16 protein-coding genes are annotated in these 14,479 nt (G+C 66.7%); 4 read left to right on the plus strand and 12 right to left on the minus strand.

Going from position 1 to position 14,479, the window contains the following annotated elements; translation table 11 throughout:
• Positions 1-16: 16 nt before the first annotated feature.
• Together ACFQDH_RS17370 and ACFQDH_RS17375 are read left to right on the plus strand one after the other, a co-directional pair.
• A complete protein-coding gene (locus ACFQDH_RS17370; protein WP_382403649.1) occupies positions 17-1,393 on the plus strand; it encodes an MFS transporter in 1,377 nt (458 codons plus the stop codon).
• Positions 1,394-1,756: 363 nt separating this feature from the next.
• Entirely contained in the window at positions 1,757-2,119 is a 363-nt protein-coding gene (locus ACFQDH_RS17375) for an RNA polymerase-binding protein RbpA (RefSeq protein ID WP_382403650.1), read from the plus strand.
• Positions 2,120-2,180: 61 nt separating this feature from the next.
• Here the strand turns inward: ACFQDH_RS17375 and ACFQDH_RS17380 are convergent, their stop codons facing one another.
• Genes ACFQDH_RS17380 through lnt form a run of 4 tightly spaced genes read right to left on the minus strand, consistent with a single transcriptional unit; the run spans position 2,181 to position 5,056 of the window.
• A complete protein-coding gene (locus tag ACFQDH_RS17380) occupies positions 2,181-2,321 on the minus strand; it encodes a hypothetical protein (protein WP_382403651.1) in 141 nt (46 codons plus the stop codon).
• Positions 2,321-2,680, minus strand: a complete 360-nt coding sequence (locus ACFQDH_RS17385; protein ID WP_382403652.1) for an FxsA family protein — start codon at positions 2,678-2,680, stop codon at positions 2,321-2,323. Before ACFQDH_RS17385 ends, ACFQDH_RS17380 begins: the two co-directional genes overlap by 1 nt.
• Positions 2,677-3,468 (minus strand): polyprenol monophosphomannose synthase, encoded by a 792-nt coding sequence (locus tag ACFQDH_RS17390; protein ID WP_382403653.1) that lies wholly within the window; start codon positions 3,466-3,468, stop codon positions 2,677-2,679. The genes ACFQDH_RS17385 and ACFQDH_RS17390 overlap by 4 nt, the downstream gene beginning before the upstream one ends.
• Positions 3,461-5,056 (minus strand): apolipoprotein N-acyltransferase, encoded by a 1,596-nt coding sequence (gene lnt / locus ACFQDH_RS17395; RefSeq protein WP_382403654.1) that lies wholly within the window; start codon positions 5,054-5,056, stop codon positions 3,461-3,463. Before lnt ends, ACFQDH_RS17390 begins: the two co-directional genes overlap by 8 nt.
• A gap of 361 nt (positions 5,057-5,417) precedes the next feature.
• Between lnt and ybaK the strand changes: the two genes are divergently transcribed.
• Positions 5,418-5,924 (plus strand): Cys-tRNA(Pro) deacylase, encoded by a 507-nt coding sequence (gene ybaK / locus ACFQDH_RS17400; protein WP_382403655.1) that lies wholly within the window; start codon positions 5,418-5,420, stop codon positions 5,922-5,924.
• Between the two features lie 15 nt (positions 5,925-5,939).
• Here ybaK and ACFQDH_RS17405 read toward each other — a convergent pair whose 3' ends face one another.
• Complete coding sequence (locus ACFQDH_RS17405) at positions 5,940-6,383, minus strand: Lrp/AsnC family transcriptional regulator (protein ID WP_382403656.1); 444 nt, start codon at positions 6,381-6,383, stop codon at positions 5,940-5,942.
• A gap of 48 nt (positions 6,384-6,431) precedes the next feature.
• Between ACFQDH_RS17405 and ACFQDH_RS17410 the strand changes: the two genes are divergently transcribed.
• Positions 6,432-7,346 (plus strand): 5'-3' exonuclease, encoded by a 915-nt coding sequence (locus tag ACFQDH_RS17410; protein ID WP_382403657.1) that lies wholly within the window; start codon positions 6,432-6,434, stop codon positions 7,344-7,346.
• Positions 7,347-7,356: 10 nt separating this feature from the next.
• Here the strand turns inward: ACFQDH_RS17410 and ACFQDH_RS17415 are convergent, their stop codons facing one another.
• The 7 genes from ACFQDH_RS17415 to ACFQDH_RS17445 form a co-directional block, all read right to left on the minus strand.
• Positions 7,357-7,905: a PH domain-containing protein gene (locus tag ACFQDH_RS17415; protein ID WP_382403658.1), complete on the minus strand. Its 549-nt coding sequence runs from the start codon at positions 7,903-7,905 to the stop codon at positions 7,357-7,359.
• 59 nt (positions 7,906-7,964) lie between these two features.
• On the minus strand, positions 7,965-10,766 hold the full coding sequence (locus ACFQDH_RS17420) for a DEAD/DEAH box helicase (RefSeq protein WP_382403659.1): 2,802 nt from the start codon (positions 10,764-10,766) through the stop codon (positions 7,965-7,967).
• 26 nt (positions 10,767-10,792) lie between these two features.
• Positions 10,793-11,602, minus strand: coding sequence for a twin-arginine translocase subunit TatC (gene tatC, locus ACFQDH_RS17425; RefSeq protein WP_382403660.1), 810 nt, complete (start codon positions 11,600-11,602; stop codon positions 10,793-10,795).
• Between the two features lie 83 nt (positions 11,603-11,685).
• Complete coding sequence (locus ACFQDH_RS17430; protein WP_382403661.1) at positions 11,686-12,099, minus strand: twin-arginine translocase TatA/TatE family subunit; 414 nt, start codon at positions 12,097-12,099, stop codon at positions 11,686-11,688.
• A 94-nt stretch (positions 12,100-12,193) separates the two neighbouring features.
• A complete protein-coding gene (locus ACFQDH_RS17435; protein ID WP_382403662.1) occupies positions 12,194-12,517 on the minus strand; it encodes a hypothetical protein in 324 nt (107 codons plus the stop codon).
• Positions 12,514-13,479 carry a helix-turn-helix transcriptional regulator gene (locus tag ACFQDH_RS17440; protein WP_382403663.1) on the minus strand — a complete coding sequence of 322 codons (966 nt, stop codon included), beginning with the start codon at positions 13,477-13,479 and terminating at the stop codon, positions 12,514-12,516. The genes ACFQDH_RS17435 and ACFQDH_RS17440 overlap by 4 nt, the downstream gene beginning before the upstream one ends.
• Complete coding sequence (locus ACFQDH_RS17445; RefSeq protein ID WP_382403664.1) at positions 13,479-14,453, minus strand: helix-turn-helix transcriptional regulator; 975 nt, start codon at positions 14,451-14,453, stop codon at positions 13,479-13,481. The genes ACFQDH_RS17440 and ACFQDH_RS17445 overlap by 1 nt, the downstream gene beginning before the upstream one ends.
• Positions 14,454-14,479: the final 26 nt, after the last annotated feature.

Here is a 14,479-nt window from a genome sequence, read left to right on the forward strand (position 1 = left end):
TGTCACAGTGTCGCGCGTGACCCTGCTGCGGACGCCCATCGCGCAAGTCTCCGGCCCGGAGCAGAAGCGCCTGCAACGCAGTTGGTATTGGTACGACTGGGCCGCGGCGTCATACGTGACGGTCACCGCGGCGGTGCTCTTCGCGCCATACCTCACCTCGATCGCGAACAAGGTCGCCTGCCCCGGCCAGCCGACTGACGCGGCGTGTGACAACAACCTGGACGTGCTCGGGATCGGCATCGCACCGGGATCGCTGGTTCCCTACATCCTGACGGCCTCCACGGTCATCTCCGCGGTGGTGCTGGTCTTCATCGGCGCGATCGTCGACCGGTCGAAGTACCCGCTGCGTTACCTGGCCGCCTTCACGTATGTCGGTGCCGCCGCCGCCGCGGCGATGGTCCTGATCGGCGGCACGAACTGGCAGCTCGGGGTGGCGCTGGCGATCGTTGCGAACCTCGCCCTCGGCGCGGCACTGATCGTCTACTCGGCGATCATGGTCCGGATCACCCCTCCCGATGACCGGGATTACGTGTCGGCACGCGGCTGGGCCTACGGCTACCTCGGTGGCGGCTCGTTGCTCGCTGCGACGTTGGTCCTGTTGGTCGCACACGATGCGTTCGGCCTGGACAAGGCGTCCGCGGTCCGTGCTGCCTTCCTGGTCGCGGGCATCTGGTGGGCGCTGTTCGCGCTCATCCCGCTGCGCGGTCTGCGCAGCCTGTCGAAGCTGGAGCGACCGGCGCCGCGGGACCGGCTCGGTGGCTTCCGACAGTTGCGGGTGACGTTCGCGTCGCTGCAGCACTATCCGCAGACGAAGCGTTTCCTGCTCGCCTACCTCTTCTACAACGACGGCATGCAGACGGTGATCGCCGCGGCGAGCCTCTACGGCAGCAAGCAGCTGAAGTTCAGCGAGAGCGAGTTGGTCGTGACGATCCTGCTGGTGCAGTTCGTCGCGTTCTTCGGCGCCCTGGCGTTCGCGCGGCTGGCGGCACAGCACGGCGCCCAACGGCTGATCTACTCCTCACTCTTCTTGTGGACCGCCGTCGTCTGCGCGGCCTGCGCGTTGCCGGAGAAGAACCTCGCGCTCTGGCTGCTGGTCGCAGTCGCCATCGGCCTCGTGCTGGGCGGCAGCCAGTCCCTGTCGCGGTCGCTCTACAGCGGCCTCATCCCGGCCGGCCGCGAGTCGGAGTTCTTCAGCCTTTATCAAGCCATGGAACGCGGCACCAGTTGGCTGGGCACGCTGGTCTTCGGGCTGGTCTTCCAGTGGTTCCGCGACTACCGCTTCTCGATCATCGCGCTGGTCATCTTCTTCGGCGTCGGCGCGATTCTGTTGCGCGGTGTGCGGGTCCGAGAGGGCATCATCGAGGCCGGCAACACCCCGCCTCACGTTGTCTGATCACCCCACGAAGTTTCTCCTCCGCTTCGCTCCTCCGAATACTTCGCGGGGACCCCGATGACCGGACGAACGCGTTTGACGCCCGCCAGCTGTGATGCCGGTCACAATTCGATCACGCTCGATGCGACTTTTCTGGGCGTTTACGACATACTGGGCCGGCCGACGACGTATGATGGCAACCTTTTGCGAGGCTACGACGTCTTTGATTGTGTGGATCGTCGGAGGTCAGGGCGGGCCAGAGTAGTGAATTCTCGGGAACATCCCGACCGAACCGACCGTTGCACAACATAGATCGCCGAGACCGGACCGACCCGAGGGGGCAGGTTCTCGGACAGGCCCGACACGAGAGAGAAGTGAGTGGACATGGCAGAGCGTTCGTTGCGAGGGACCAACCTCAGCACCCTGTCCTTGGAGACCGAGGACAACATCGCGTTCAGTGAGCGCCAGATCGTGCGCTACGTCTGCGCGCAGGGCCACGTCAGCGAGCTGCCGTTCTCTGTGGAGGCCGACGTTCCGGGTCTGTGGGAGTGCGGCACCTGTGGTGCAGAAGCCCAGCTGCAGGACGGCCCCGAGCCGGAGCGCAAGCCGGTCAAGCCGGTCCGCACCCACTGGGACATGCTGCTTGAGCGCCGCTCGATCCCGGAGCTGGAGGAGCTGCTGCAGGAGCGCCTGACGCTGCTGCGCGCATCGCGTGGCGAGAAGCCGCGTCGCAAGCGCTCCGCCTGAGCTACGCAGTCATAGAAGGAGCCGACCGGACACCCCGGTCGGCTCCTTCTCTTTGTGCTGCTCAGCGCTTGTTGCCGTCCTCGTCGATGATCTCGCCGTCGATCACCTCGGGATCGTCCGGACGCACTGTGGTGTGCGTCGCGGTGTAGTCGACGACCTGCGCGCTCCCGGACCCCATCCGGCGCCCGACGAAGACCTGCATCAGCCGCCGGGAGATCGAGCGCTGCCGGGCAGGATCAGGATGATTCCCAGCAGCGAGGTCACGAACCCCGGGATCAGCAACAGCACGCCACCCACCAGCGCCTGCGGCGCATCGGCCACTTCGCGCGCCGGCGGGCGGCGCTCGGCCATCGCGCTACGCATCTCACGCGCGGCACCGATCGAGGCACGCTGTATGACGAGCAGCCCCAGGCAGAAGCAAGCGGCCAGCGCGAGCAGCGTCCACCAGCCGATGACGTGCCACACCAGCACGATGACGATCACCTCGATGATCGGCATACACAAGGCGACGGCGAACAGCAGCCGCGCCCAGAACGGCGCGCGGCCGGGGGTGGTGCTCATGGATTGTCCTTCTGTCGGTGAACGAGGCGTTCACCAAGAGAACGAACCTGACCGCGCCGGTACTCCCAACCCCAGCGACTGATGTTCAGCAACGACTCGCGGGCGATGTCCGGATTCATCTTCGACTGGCCGATCTCCCGCTCGACGAAGGTGATCGGGACCTCGACCACGCGCAGTCCCGCCCGGATGGCTCGCCAGGTCAGGTCTGCCTGGAAGCAGTAGCCGTAGGAGTCGACGCCGTCCAGGCCGATGGTCCGCAGGGCGTCCGCCCGGTAGACCCGGAATCCCGCAGTGGCGTCGTTCACCGGCATACCGAGCAGGGTTTTGACGTAGAGGTTGCCGCCGACGCTGAGCGCCTTGCGATGCAACGGCCAGTTGACGACCTTCCCGCCGCGGATCCACCGCGACCCGATGATCACGTCCGCATCCTGCGCAGCCTCGAGCATCGCGGGCAGGCGTTCGGGCGGGTGAGAGCCGTCCGCGTCGATCTCGACCAGTGCGTCATACCCGCGCTCGAGACCGACGGCGAACCCGGCGAGGTAGGCCTTGCCGAGCCCCTCCTTGCCCGGGCGGTGCATGACCTGGATGCGGTCGTCGTCGGCGGCCAGTTGGTCAGCGACGTCACCGGTGCCGTCCGGCGAGTTGTCCTCCAGCACCAGCACGTCGGCGTCGGGCACGCTCGCGCGGATGCGTCGCATGATCAGTGGCAGGTTGTCGCGCTCGTTGTATGTCGGCACAAGCACCAGGACCTTGGACAGAGCAGGGCGGTGGATGTCTTGATCAGACAAGCTCGTGAACTTCCTTGACACTCAGGGACCGGCGGCGGGACGAACGGTTGCCGCCCAGGGCGATCCCGCACAGTAGCAAGGCGACGCCGCAGCCGAACCATTCCGGCAGCGCGCCGAGGCGTACGGCGAGCGTCTCCCCCGAGCGCAGCGGCAGCGCACCGTCGATCGCCTGCGGAGTGAAGAGGCTGGTTTTGTCGTGCACCACGCCGTCGGGGGTGATCAGTCCGCTGACGCCGACCGTTGAGATGTGCACGATCGACCGGCCCAGCTCGATGGCGCGGATCTGCGAGATCGCCAGCTGCTGCTCGGATTCCGCGGTGTGGCCGAAGGTCGCGTTGTTCGTCTGCACGGTCAGGATCTGCGCGCCGTCGCGCACCGGCTTGCGGGTAAGCGAGTCGTAGGCGACCTCGAAGCAGATCACCGGCGCGACCTTCACAACACCGTTGGTCTTTGTCGGGACCCGGAACAGTCCGGTCTTGTGACCCGCCGCAAAATTGCCGGCCAGGTCGACGGCCGAGGAGAAGTTCCGGAAGAACGACCGGTAGGGCATGTATTCGGCGAACGGGACCGGGTGCTGCTTGACGTAGCGGTCGACGATGCCCTTGTCCGGCAGGTAGAGCAGCGAGGTGTTGCTGGTCTGGGGTGCCGGTTCGTTGAGCACTGCCCCGACGATCAGCGGGACGCCGATGCCATCGACGGTCTGGACGATCTCGGTGCCCGCGTCGGGATTGCGGGTCGGGTCGATATCCGAGGAGTTCTCCGGCCAGATCACCAACGCGGGCTCGGCCAGCTTGCCGGCCTTGATCTTCTTGGCTGCTGCGTCCGTGACCTTGACGTGGTTGTCCAGGACGGCGCGGCGCTGAGCGTTGAACTCCAGGCCTGCGGTCGGCACGTTCCCCTGTATGGCGAGAACCTGGATCTTCTTACCGTTGGTAGGCGTCGGGTAGACGATTGCGACTCCGAGCACCGCCACTCCGGCAATCACCGGCCACAGTCGAGGGAGTATGGCGCGGGCCGGCGGCATACCTCGTCGGATGCGGTCGATCGCCAACGCCAGCCAGCCACCCAGTAACGCCACGACGAAGGTCAGCCCGGGGGCACCGAAGATCGAGGCAAGATGCGCGAGCGGCGACCCTGCTGTCGACCAGGCGAGCCGTGCCCAGGGAAATCCACCGAACGGCATCGAGTCGCGCACGGCCTCCTGCAGCACCCAGAGCAGCGCGATCGCCAGCGGCCGCACGTGCGGCCCGTCGGCCGGGGACAACCACGCCGGTACGCGCTCCCAACGGCGCGCGGACTGGACGAGGGAGCACGCCATACCCATCAGGGCGAGGTAGACCGACTCGGTGATGGACAGCGCGAGCCACGGCACGGCGCCGACGTAGGTGCCCGCCCAATGCAGGGTCGGACCCATGCAAGCGAAGCCGCCCACGAGGCCGAGGAGGAAGCCGGTGCGTGCCCGAGTTCCCTTGGTTGCCAAGGCCAGCAACGCCACGCCGACGATGGCGGCGGGCCACACCGCAGGGCCCGGGAACGACAGCCACACACAGAGCCCGCCCGCGACGGCAAGGGCAAGGCGGGAGATCACCGGACAAGCCTAGCTGGGCGCTCCCGATGATTCGGAGCAGTAGTGGATGCGGCCGCGCGGGCTCGGGACGGTTGGCTCGCAGACGGGCCGCCTCGTCGTTGGGACCAATACACGCGGGTCACCCGCAGCGTGCACGTTTTCTACTAGACGAGGGGCCCATCTACGGCACCCTGCCGTCCGCGAATTCGCCGTGGCGAGCTCCGAACGTTGGGGATGAATTTACCGGCGCGTCAGTGAGTGTCAACAGCCCCTGACCTGCGCAAACGTGCGTTTGTGCAGGTCAGGGCGGTGTGACTACTCAGAATTTCTTCAGGAATGACCGGCGTGTTGCGGGCGACACGCCGAACGGCATGATGTATGCGTGTCATCTCGTAGTCACTCGCCGTCTGCCGGAACGCCCGCGACCGTCGCACTGCGCAGGGCCGCCATCGACTTCACCGCCCACGAGTTCGAACACGACCGGGACGCCGAGTCGTATGGGCTCGAAGCTGCGGCAGCGCTGCAGGTTGAACCCGAGCGGGTGTTCAAAACCCTTGTCGCACACACGGATCGAGCGACTGACAAAGGACTCGTGGTTGCGATCGTCCCGGTCGACAAGCAGTTGGACCTCAAGGCCCTTGCCCGCGAATTCGGTTGCAAGCGTGCCACGTTGGCCGACGCCGCTGCCGCCGAGCGCAGCTCCGGATATCTCGTCGGTGGCATCAGCCCGATCGGACAGAAGCGTCCGCTCGCCACCGTGCTGGACCGCTCGGCGAAGGCTCACGAGACGATCCTGGTCAGCGGTGGCCGGCGCGGACTTGATATCGAGCTGGCACCGGCGGACCTGATAGCAGTGACCGGCGCGCAGGTCGCCGACCTCGTCCGCTGACTCAGTCGGGTTGGGTCAGTCCGCCAATGGCGAGCGGTCCTCCCACGGGGTGCTGAGCACCACCGTCGTCCGCGTGGTAACGCTTGCGGCAGAACGGATTTCGGCCAGGAGCGTCTCGAGCTCGCTCGGACTGGCGACGCGGACTTTGAGAACGTAGTTCTCACCCCCGGCGACCGAGAAGCACGACTCGATGGCAGTCAGGTGCCGCAGCCGGTCGGGTATGTCGTCCGGTGCGGACGGGTCGAAAGGCGTGACCGAGATCAGCGCAGTCATCGGTATGCCGGCCGCCTCGTGGTCGATCACCGCGCGGTAGCCGCGAATCACCCCGCGCTCCTCCAGGCGTCGCACCCGCTGGTGCACCGCGGACGTCGACAGGCCGGTGGCCTTGCCCAGGTCGGTGTAGCTGAGCCGACCGTCTTGGGACAGCAGTTGCGCGATCTGCCGGTCGAGTTCTTCCATATCCGCACTCTAAAGCTCTGACAACATGTATCCATGCAACCTCGCCTCATGCTGCTCGATTCAGCGAGTCTCTACTTCCGAGCGTTCTATGGCGTGCCCGATCGGCGCGCCACACCGGATGCCATGCCTAACAACGCGATTCGCGGCTTCTTCGACATGATCGCGACACTCGTCACCGAGTATTCACCGACCGAGCTGGTGGCCTGCTGGGACAACGACTGGCGCCCGGCGTTCCGTGTCGAAGCGATCCCGTCATACAAGGCGCACCGGATGGTCGACGGCACGGACGGAGTCGAGGAGTCTCCGGACGACCTCACGCCGCAAGTGCCGGTCATCGTCGACGTGCTGTCCTCGATCGGCATCACCCGACTCGGTGTCGACGGTTACGAGGCCGACGACATCATCGGCACCTTGGCGGTCGGCGCGCACGGACGCGCCCAGGTCGACGTCGTGACCGGTGACCGTGACCTGTTTCAACTGGTCGACGACGCGCAGAGCGTGCGCGTGCTCTACACGGCGCGCGGCGGGGTGCGCGACCCCGACCTGGTCGACCAGGCGTTCCTGGAGCGCAAATACGCGGTCGCCACCGGCGCGGCATACGCCGACATGGCCGTGCTGCGCGGGGACTCCAGCGACGGGCTGCCCGGTGTCACGGGCATCGGCGAGAAGACCGCCGCAACCCTGATCAATCGGTATGGCGACCTTGCCACCCTGCGTGCCGCCATCGGCGATGGCGACCCGCTGCTGAAGGGCGCGCAGCGGAAGCGACTGGAGGCGGCGGAGGCCTATCTGGATGCCGCACCGGCGGTCGTCGAAGTCGTCAAAAACATCACGCTGCCAACGGAATTCAGTGCCGCACTCCCCCAGACGATCGCCGAACCCGGGCGGTTACGCGAGCTGACCGTGCAGCACGACCTCACGACGCCGGTCTCGCGACTGCTCAAGGCGTTGCAGTTGGCCTGACGGCTCCGGGTTACTGGCGACGCGGGTTCCGAGGGTCGTTCGGCGGGAAGGTGCCGTCGTCGTCCCCACCGTCGTCCTGGTGGTAGAGCAGTTCGTTCAGTCGGACCTGGACGTCTTCGACATGCGGCACGTCGTGCAGCGGCACGCCGCGCTGCTCGCTGGCATCGCTGATGATCAGCGTGCCGCAGCCGAAAATGCGGTCCAACAGGGTCTTTTCGTAGGACACGTCGTTGATCCGGTAGAGCGGGATGTCGCGTCCGGACTTGTTGATGATGCCGCGGCGGGTGATCAGCCGGCGGTTGGTGATCACGTAGATGGTGGTCATCCAGCGCAGCACCGGCGCCAGCACGAAGACGCACAGGATGAGCAGTGCGACGATCCACACGGCCAGCGTCGCCCAGCCGGACCAGCCCTTGTCACTGAACCAGATCGACGCGGCCAGTGCGACGACGATGGTCACTACGCCGATGACCAAGGGGAAGAAGATCTCCTTGATGTGCGTGCGCAACTCCAGATCGATCTGTTCGCCGCGTGCGAGGTGCTTTGCCGAGAACGCCATGGCACGCATCCTGCCATGGCGCGCCTCAACCGCACTCGATTACACGCGGCGATGCCCGTCTAGTCCAAGCGATCGGCGGCGACGACGCCGCGCATCACCTTGTCAATGGCGGTGCGGGCGGTACGACGCACGCCCTCGTGCGGGGCCGCGTTGGCGATCTGGTCCAGCAGGTCCACCACCTGCTTGCAACGCCGCACGAAATCACCGGCGGACATCTCGCTGTCCCGCAGCACGGTCTCGAGGCGGCCACCACTCGCCCAACGATGCATCACCCACGTCATACCGGGATCGACGTCGCCCATCGGGGTGAGGCCGAGCCGGCGCTGGGACTCCTGCAAGCCGCGGGTGATGTTCGTCATCTCGGCCAATGCGTCCCGAGTCTGTTCACCGGGGATGCGCGGCTCCTCGCTGCCGCCATCGCTGCGCCGGGCCTCGTAGACCAGTGCGCACACGACCGCTGCCAATGAAGGTGCGTCGAGCTTGCGCCATACGTCGTGCTCGAGACACTCAGCGGCGAGCAGGTCCTTCTCGGTGTAGATCCGCTGCAGCACCCGACCTTGATCGGTGACGGTCGCGCCGTCCTGGTCGAGATAGCCGAGCTCCGCCAGCAGGTCACAGATCCGGTTGAAGGTGCGCGCGACCGAATGCGTCCGTCGGTCGACCTGCCGTTGCAGTCCATCGGTCTCGCGACGCAGCTTCCACCAGCGCTCTGCCCACCGCGCATGCTGCTCCCGGTAGGGGCAGTCGTCGCACGGGTGAGCCTTCAGTGCGGCCTGAAGCCGCTCAACCTCTGCCGTGGACGACTCCTGTGCGGCAGCTTCGGCAGCGCGCAGCTCGGCCGGGCTCGGCGGTGGCTCGTCGCGCAATTTGTTGCGCATCGACGCGGCCAGGTCGCGGCGTGCGCGCGGCGAGCGGCTCTGGAAACTGCGCGGAACGGGGATCCGGTTGACCGGCTCGACCACGTCGGCGACGTCGGTGTCGCTGAGCCGACGCAGCTGACCGTCGCCGTTGATGATGGACGGCACCTCGCCGCTTCCGCCCTTGCCCCGCCCGGACGGAACGACCACGGCGTAGCCCGACCGTCGGCCCTCCGGCACCCGGACGATGTCGCCGGGCTCCAGCTGCTCCAGCGAGACCGCGGTTGCCGCGCGACGGCTGGCCGAACGCTGCTTCGCAGCGGACTTCTGCAGATCGGTGAGTTCCCTTCGCAGCGCGGCATATTCGGCGAAATCGCCCAGGTGGCAGCGCATCGCCTCGGCATACCCTTCCAGGGCTTCCTCGTTGCGATGTATGGCGCGCGCCGAGCCGACGACCGACCGGTCCGCCTGGAACTGCGCGAACGACTGCTCCAGAATCTGACCGGCTCGCCACCGGCCGACCTTGTCGACCAGATTGACCGCCATGTTGGACGTCGGCACGAAGGATGACCGCAACGGGTAGGTCCGGGTCGACGCCAGGCCACCGACCTCATGCGGGTCGACACCCGGCGCCCACAGCACGACCGCGTGCCCTTCGTAGTCGATGCCGCGGCGTCCGGCGCGACCGGTGAGCTGCGTGTATTCGGCCGGAGTGATGTCGGCGTGCGTCTCGCCGTTGTACTTCACCAGTCGCTCGATCACCACAGTGCGTGCGGGCATGTTGATCCCCAGCGCCAGCGTCTCGGTCGCGAAAACCGCCTTGATCGTGCCGTCGGTGAAAAGCTCCTCGACGATCTCCCGGAAGATCGGCAGCATTCCCGCGTGGTGTGCTGCGAAGCCCCGGCTGAGGCCCTCGACGAAGTCGTAGTAGCCGAGCACCGCGAGATCATCTTCGGGCAGGCCGGCGACTCTTTCCTCGACGAGGCGACGCACTTTCACGCCCGCAGGGTCAGGGATCAGCTTGGTGCCCCAGGCAAGCAGCTGCGCGACAGCGCCCTCACAACCGGCCCGGCTGAAGATGAAGGTGATCGCCGGCAGCAGCCCGTCGTGGTCGAGCGCCTCGATGACCTGCGGGCGGCTGGGCCCCCGGCTGGGACGACCGCCGCGGACGGGTCCGCGATCGGAGCCGCCTCTCGGTCGACCGCGACGCCCGCGCGGTGCTCCGGCGTCTTCTCGGCGGCCGTGACGCTGGTCGCGGCGTTCGCGGTCCATCTGGTCGATGCGTTGCAACAGATGGGGATTGACGCGCAGCTTCTCCCGGCCGTCGTCGACGAAGAGGTCCATCAGTGAGGGGCCGACCATCATCTGCTGCCACAACGGCACCGGTCGATGCTCCTCGACGATCACCTCGGTGTCGCCGCGCACCTCGCGCAACCAGTCGCCGAACTCCTCGGCGTTGCTGACCGTCGCAGACAGGGAGATCAGCTGCACCGAGGGCGCCAGCATGACGATGACTTCTTCCCAGACCGCACCGCGGAACCGGTCGGCGAGGTAGTGCACCTCGTCCATCACCACGAAGCCCAGCCGACCCAGCGTCGCGGAGCCGGCATAGATCATGTTGCGCAGCACTTCGGTGGTCATCACCACGATCGGCGCCTCGCCGTTGATCGACGAGTCCCCGGTCAGCAGACCGACGTTCTCGGAACCGTGCCGAGCCACCAGATCGGCATACTTCTGGTTCGACAGCGCCTTGATCGGCGTCGTGTAGAAGGTCTTGCGATTGGTGTGCAGCGCCAGGTATGCCGCGAACTCTCCGACGATCGTCTTGCCCGACCCGGTCGGCGCCGCGACCAGCACACTGCGACCGGACTGCACGGCTTCGATCCCGAGACGCTGGAAGTCATCGAACGGGAAGTCGTACCCGGCCGCGAAGCGGTCGAAGTGCGTCGAGTCGAACCCCCGCTGGGCGGCGGAAATCTCCTGGCGTTCCACGGAATCCGGCATGTCGGAAGGTTACTTCGACCCTTCGGTTAGAGTTGGGACTTTTCGTCGTCCGGCACGTCGAGCCACTCGGAGCGGGCTTTCTCCTCCTTGCCGGCGCGGCGCCGGTCGAGGTACATGCACACGACGCATGCTCCGAAGTAGAGGACGATCATCGGCACCATCAGAGCGAGCATCGACCACGCGTCCGGTGCCGGGCTCATCACAGCGGAGAAGACCGCGATGACCATCACTGCCACCCGCCAGCCCTTGAGCATGACGCGCCCGGGGAAGACCCGGATCTGGTTGAGGCCGACGAGGAATACCGGCAGCAGGAACGCCAGACCAAACGCGACGACGAATTTGGTGACGAAACTGACGTACTTCTGAGCGTCGGTGAGGTTGTAGATGGGTGTGTGACCCGCGCCCTTGACCTGGGGCGTACTGCCCATCAAGAAGTCGACGGCGTTGGTGATCGCGAAGTGCGAGACGTAGCAGCCGAGCGCGAAAAGAGGCACCGCCGCCGCCATGAAGGCGATGCTGACGCGCTTCTCCTTCTTGGTCAGGCCGGGTGCCAGGAAAGCCCAGATCTGCCACAGCCATATCGGGCAGGTCACGATGACACCGCTCCACAAGGAGATCTTCAGCTTGATGCTGAACGGCTCAGTCACACCACCGTTACCGAAGTTGAGGCCGACGACCGCAAGATTGTGACGGGCCTGCACCGTGCGCAGCGGCGACTCCACCCAGCCGTAAATGGTGTCGTAGTAGATCCACGCCACGATGGCCCCGATGACGATCGCGATCGCCGCAACCAGAGCACGTCGGCGGAACTCACGGAAGTGTTCGCCGAGGGACATCCGGGCGTCCGGATTGTCCTTACGCCTCAATAGGGCCATATGTTCTGTGTCGTCCTGCGCAGTAGGTCCCTACGGGACGGTGATCAGTTGCCGTTGCCCGCGTTGTTGCCGTGTTGTGGATAGCCCGCAGGCGCCTGCGGCTGAGCCGGCTGCTGGGGCTGCGGCTGGTATCCGGGCTGGCCGGGCTGCGGCTGCTGGTAACCCTGCTGGCCGGGCTGCGGCTGCTGGTAACCCTGCTGGCCGGGCTGCGGCTGGTAGCCCTGCTGCGGAGCGGCCTGCTGGCCCTGCTGCGGGTAGCCGGACGCGCCGGGGACCGGCGCCTCGCCGGGAGCACTGCCGGTCTGCGGCTGGGTCTGGCCGGGCACCGTCTGGCCGGAGGCAGAGCTCTTGTCGTCGTCGACACCCAGCTCGCTCTTGAGGATGCGCGCCGAACGGCCAAGGCTGCGCGCTGCGTCGGGCAGCTTCTTCCAGCCGAAGAGGATGACCACGATGAGCACGAGGATAAGGAGGTGCCACGGCTCTAGGGCTCCACGAAACATAACTAGCTCCTGAAAGTTTGAGTGCGCGAACAAGCGGCGTTCCGCACCGTCATCACCACTCTACGTGATGCGCCCACTCCGGGCGCCGCGACTTGCGGCGAGCTTCGCGCTGGGCGCGTTGCTGCGCCTTGAGGTCAGACCGGTGTCGTCGCAATTGTGCCGGATCCTGGAGCACCGCAAGGTCATCGACGCTGCGCAGTTGCTCGTCCAGCGTGTCAATTTTCGCCTCGATCGCGGCCAGTTGCTCCTGGGCGATGGCCAGCTCAGACCCCAACCGCTTCAACGGCGCCCACAGTCGCCATACCCGCCAGCCGAGGTAGGCGGTGCCGAGCACGGCGAGCAGGATCCAGAGCAACACCCATTGCCACCAACTCACGACTGGTATGCCGCCAATGCGGCGCGGGCACCGTCCGCGACCTCGGTGCGCAAGGCGACCGGCTCCAGCACCCGTGCGGACTCCCCCAGCCGCCACATCAGCTGACGCAGCCATCGCAGATCGGCGGTGCGGAACGTCGCAGTGAGCACGCCGTCGGAGCCACGCTCAACGGTGTCGACCGGGTAGTAGTCGACGACCCAGGCAGCGTCCGGCGACAACTCGACGACCGCCGTCAGGTCGTCGGGCCCCGGCGTGAACAAACCGGATCCGAGGTCACGCGGGCGCGCTTCAGTCGGCGGAGTCCCGTCGACGTCGAGCACCTCCACCTCCGCGACGCGGTCTAGCCGGAAGAGCCGGACGTCGTTGGCCCGGTGGCACCAGCCCTCGAGGTACCAGTTGCCGTCGAGTGAGACGACCCGCATCGGGTCGACGTCTCGTTCGGTCGTCTCGTCACGTGACGGCACGACGTAGTGCAGATGCAGCCGCTTGTGCCCGGCCACCGCTGCTCGCATCGCAGTCAGCGTCTCGGAGGGCACCTCGGACTCCAGCGCGATCCGCACCCGGTCACTCGCGGCACCCGAGTCACCAGCAGCCTCAACCAATTTCGCGAGAGCCCGGTCGACCGCATCGCGCTCCCCGAGGCCGGGGACCGCTGCCAACGTGCGCAGCCCCACGATCAGTGCGGTGGCTTCGTCCAAGCCGAGCCGCAGCGGCCGCGCGATCGTCTCCGCATTGCGCAGGAAGACCCGGCCCTCCTCCCATTCGGCCTCGATCAGGTCGTCGGGCATGTGGCCGGGCGTGCCGCAGACGAAGAGCAACGCCAGGTCGGCTTCGACCTGCTCGGTCGTCACGCCGAGCTCTTGCGCCGCCTCGGCGATGTCGATGCCCTGCCGGTTGACCAGCCAGGGCACCATCGTCAAGAGCCGGCCGAGTCGTGCGGTGGCGCTCTCGGGATTGGCCATCACGCGTCTCCGTTCCGGTTGAGCGCACCGCGCAGGCGCCATACGACCTGATCCACCAGCTCCGGTGGTGACAGCACACGGACGGCCGGGCCGAACCCGGCGATCTCGTCCGCGAAGGCGCCGGGATCGGTGAAGTCGAGCACGAGCCGGGTCCCGGACTCGTCCTGATCAGCCAGTTTCGCGCGTCGGCGCAGGGTGTTGCCGGCGCCCTCGTGCACGAGCACGACGGCTTCGGCGGGCGGGGTGCTCTCGGTGCCGTCGATCATCGCGACTGGGTCGTGGTCGGCCGGCACGTCATACGCACCCGGCTTCCCGACCCGCTTGACTGCTCCGTCGATACGGCCGAGTCGGAAGACCCGCGGAGCATCTCGGTCGAGGTCGAATCCCGTGACGTACCAACGGCCGTGCCAGTTTGCGACTCCCCAGGGTTGTAGCCGCCGAGGAGTCGAGTCGCCGCCCGCCTTGCGGTAGGCGAAGCCGATTGCCTGGCGTCGCAGCACCGCGTCCTTGACGGTGTTGAAGGCCGGCTCGGTGGTGCTGACCCGTGGCTCGAGTCCGACGAGCGAGTTGACGTCGCGCTCGACCTCGGCGGCTTCCAGCTTGCGCAGTGCGGTCGCTGCGGCCCCGGCGAGGCTGGCCTGCTGCCAAGTCCGGCTGGCCAGGCCGAGCACTGCGAACTCATCCGGCTCGAAACTCAGCTCCGGCAATGCGTATTCGCGACGGTCGATGCGGTAGCCGGTCTCGTCGTCGAAGAACGCGTCGAGCGGCTCCATCCGCAGCGGTATGCCGAGCTCTCGCAGCTCGTCCTTGTCGCGCTCGAACATTCGGTCGAAGGCTTCGTCGGAGGCTGCCTCGCCATACTGCGGCACGGCATCGCGGATGCGCGCCTTGGACAGCGGTTGCCGGGTGTAGAGCAGGCAGATCACCAGATTGAGCAGCCGCTCGGTCTTGGCAGCGGGTGACGGAGAAGCCATGAACGAAACGCTATCTCATGTCCGGA

The organism is Flexivirga alba, assembly GCF_042661025.1.
GTDB classification, from domain to species: domain Bacteria; phylum Actinomycetota; class Actinomycetes; order Actinomycetales; family Dermatophilaceae; genus Flexivirga; species Flexivirga alba.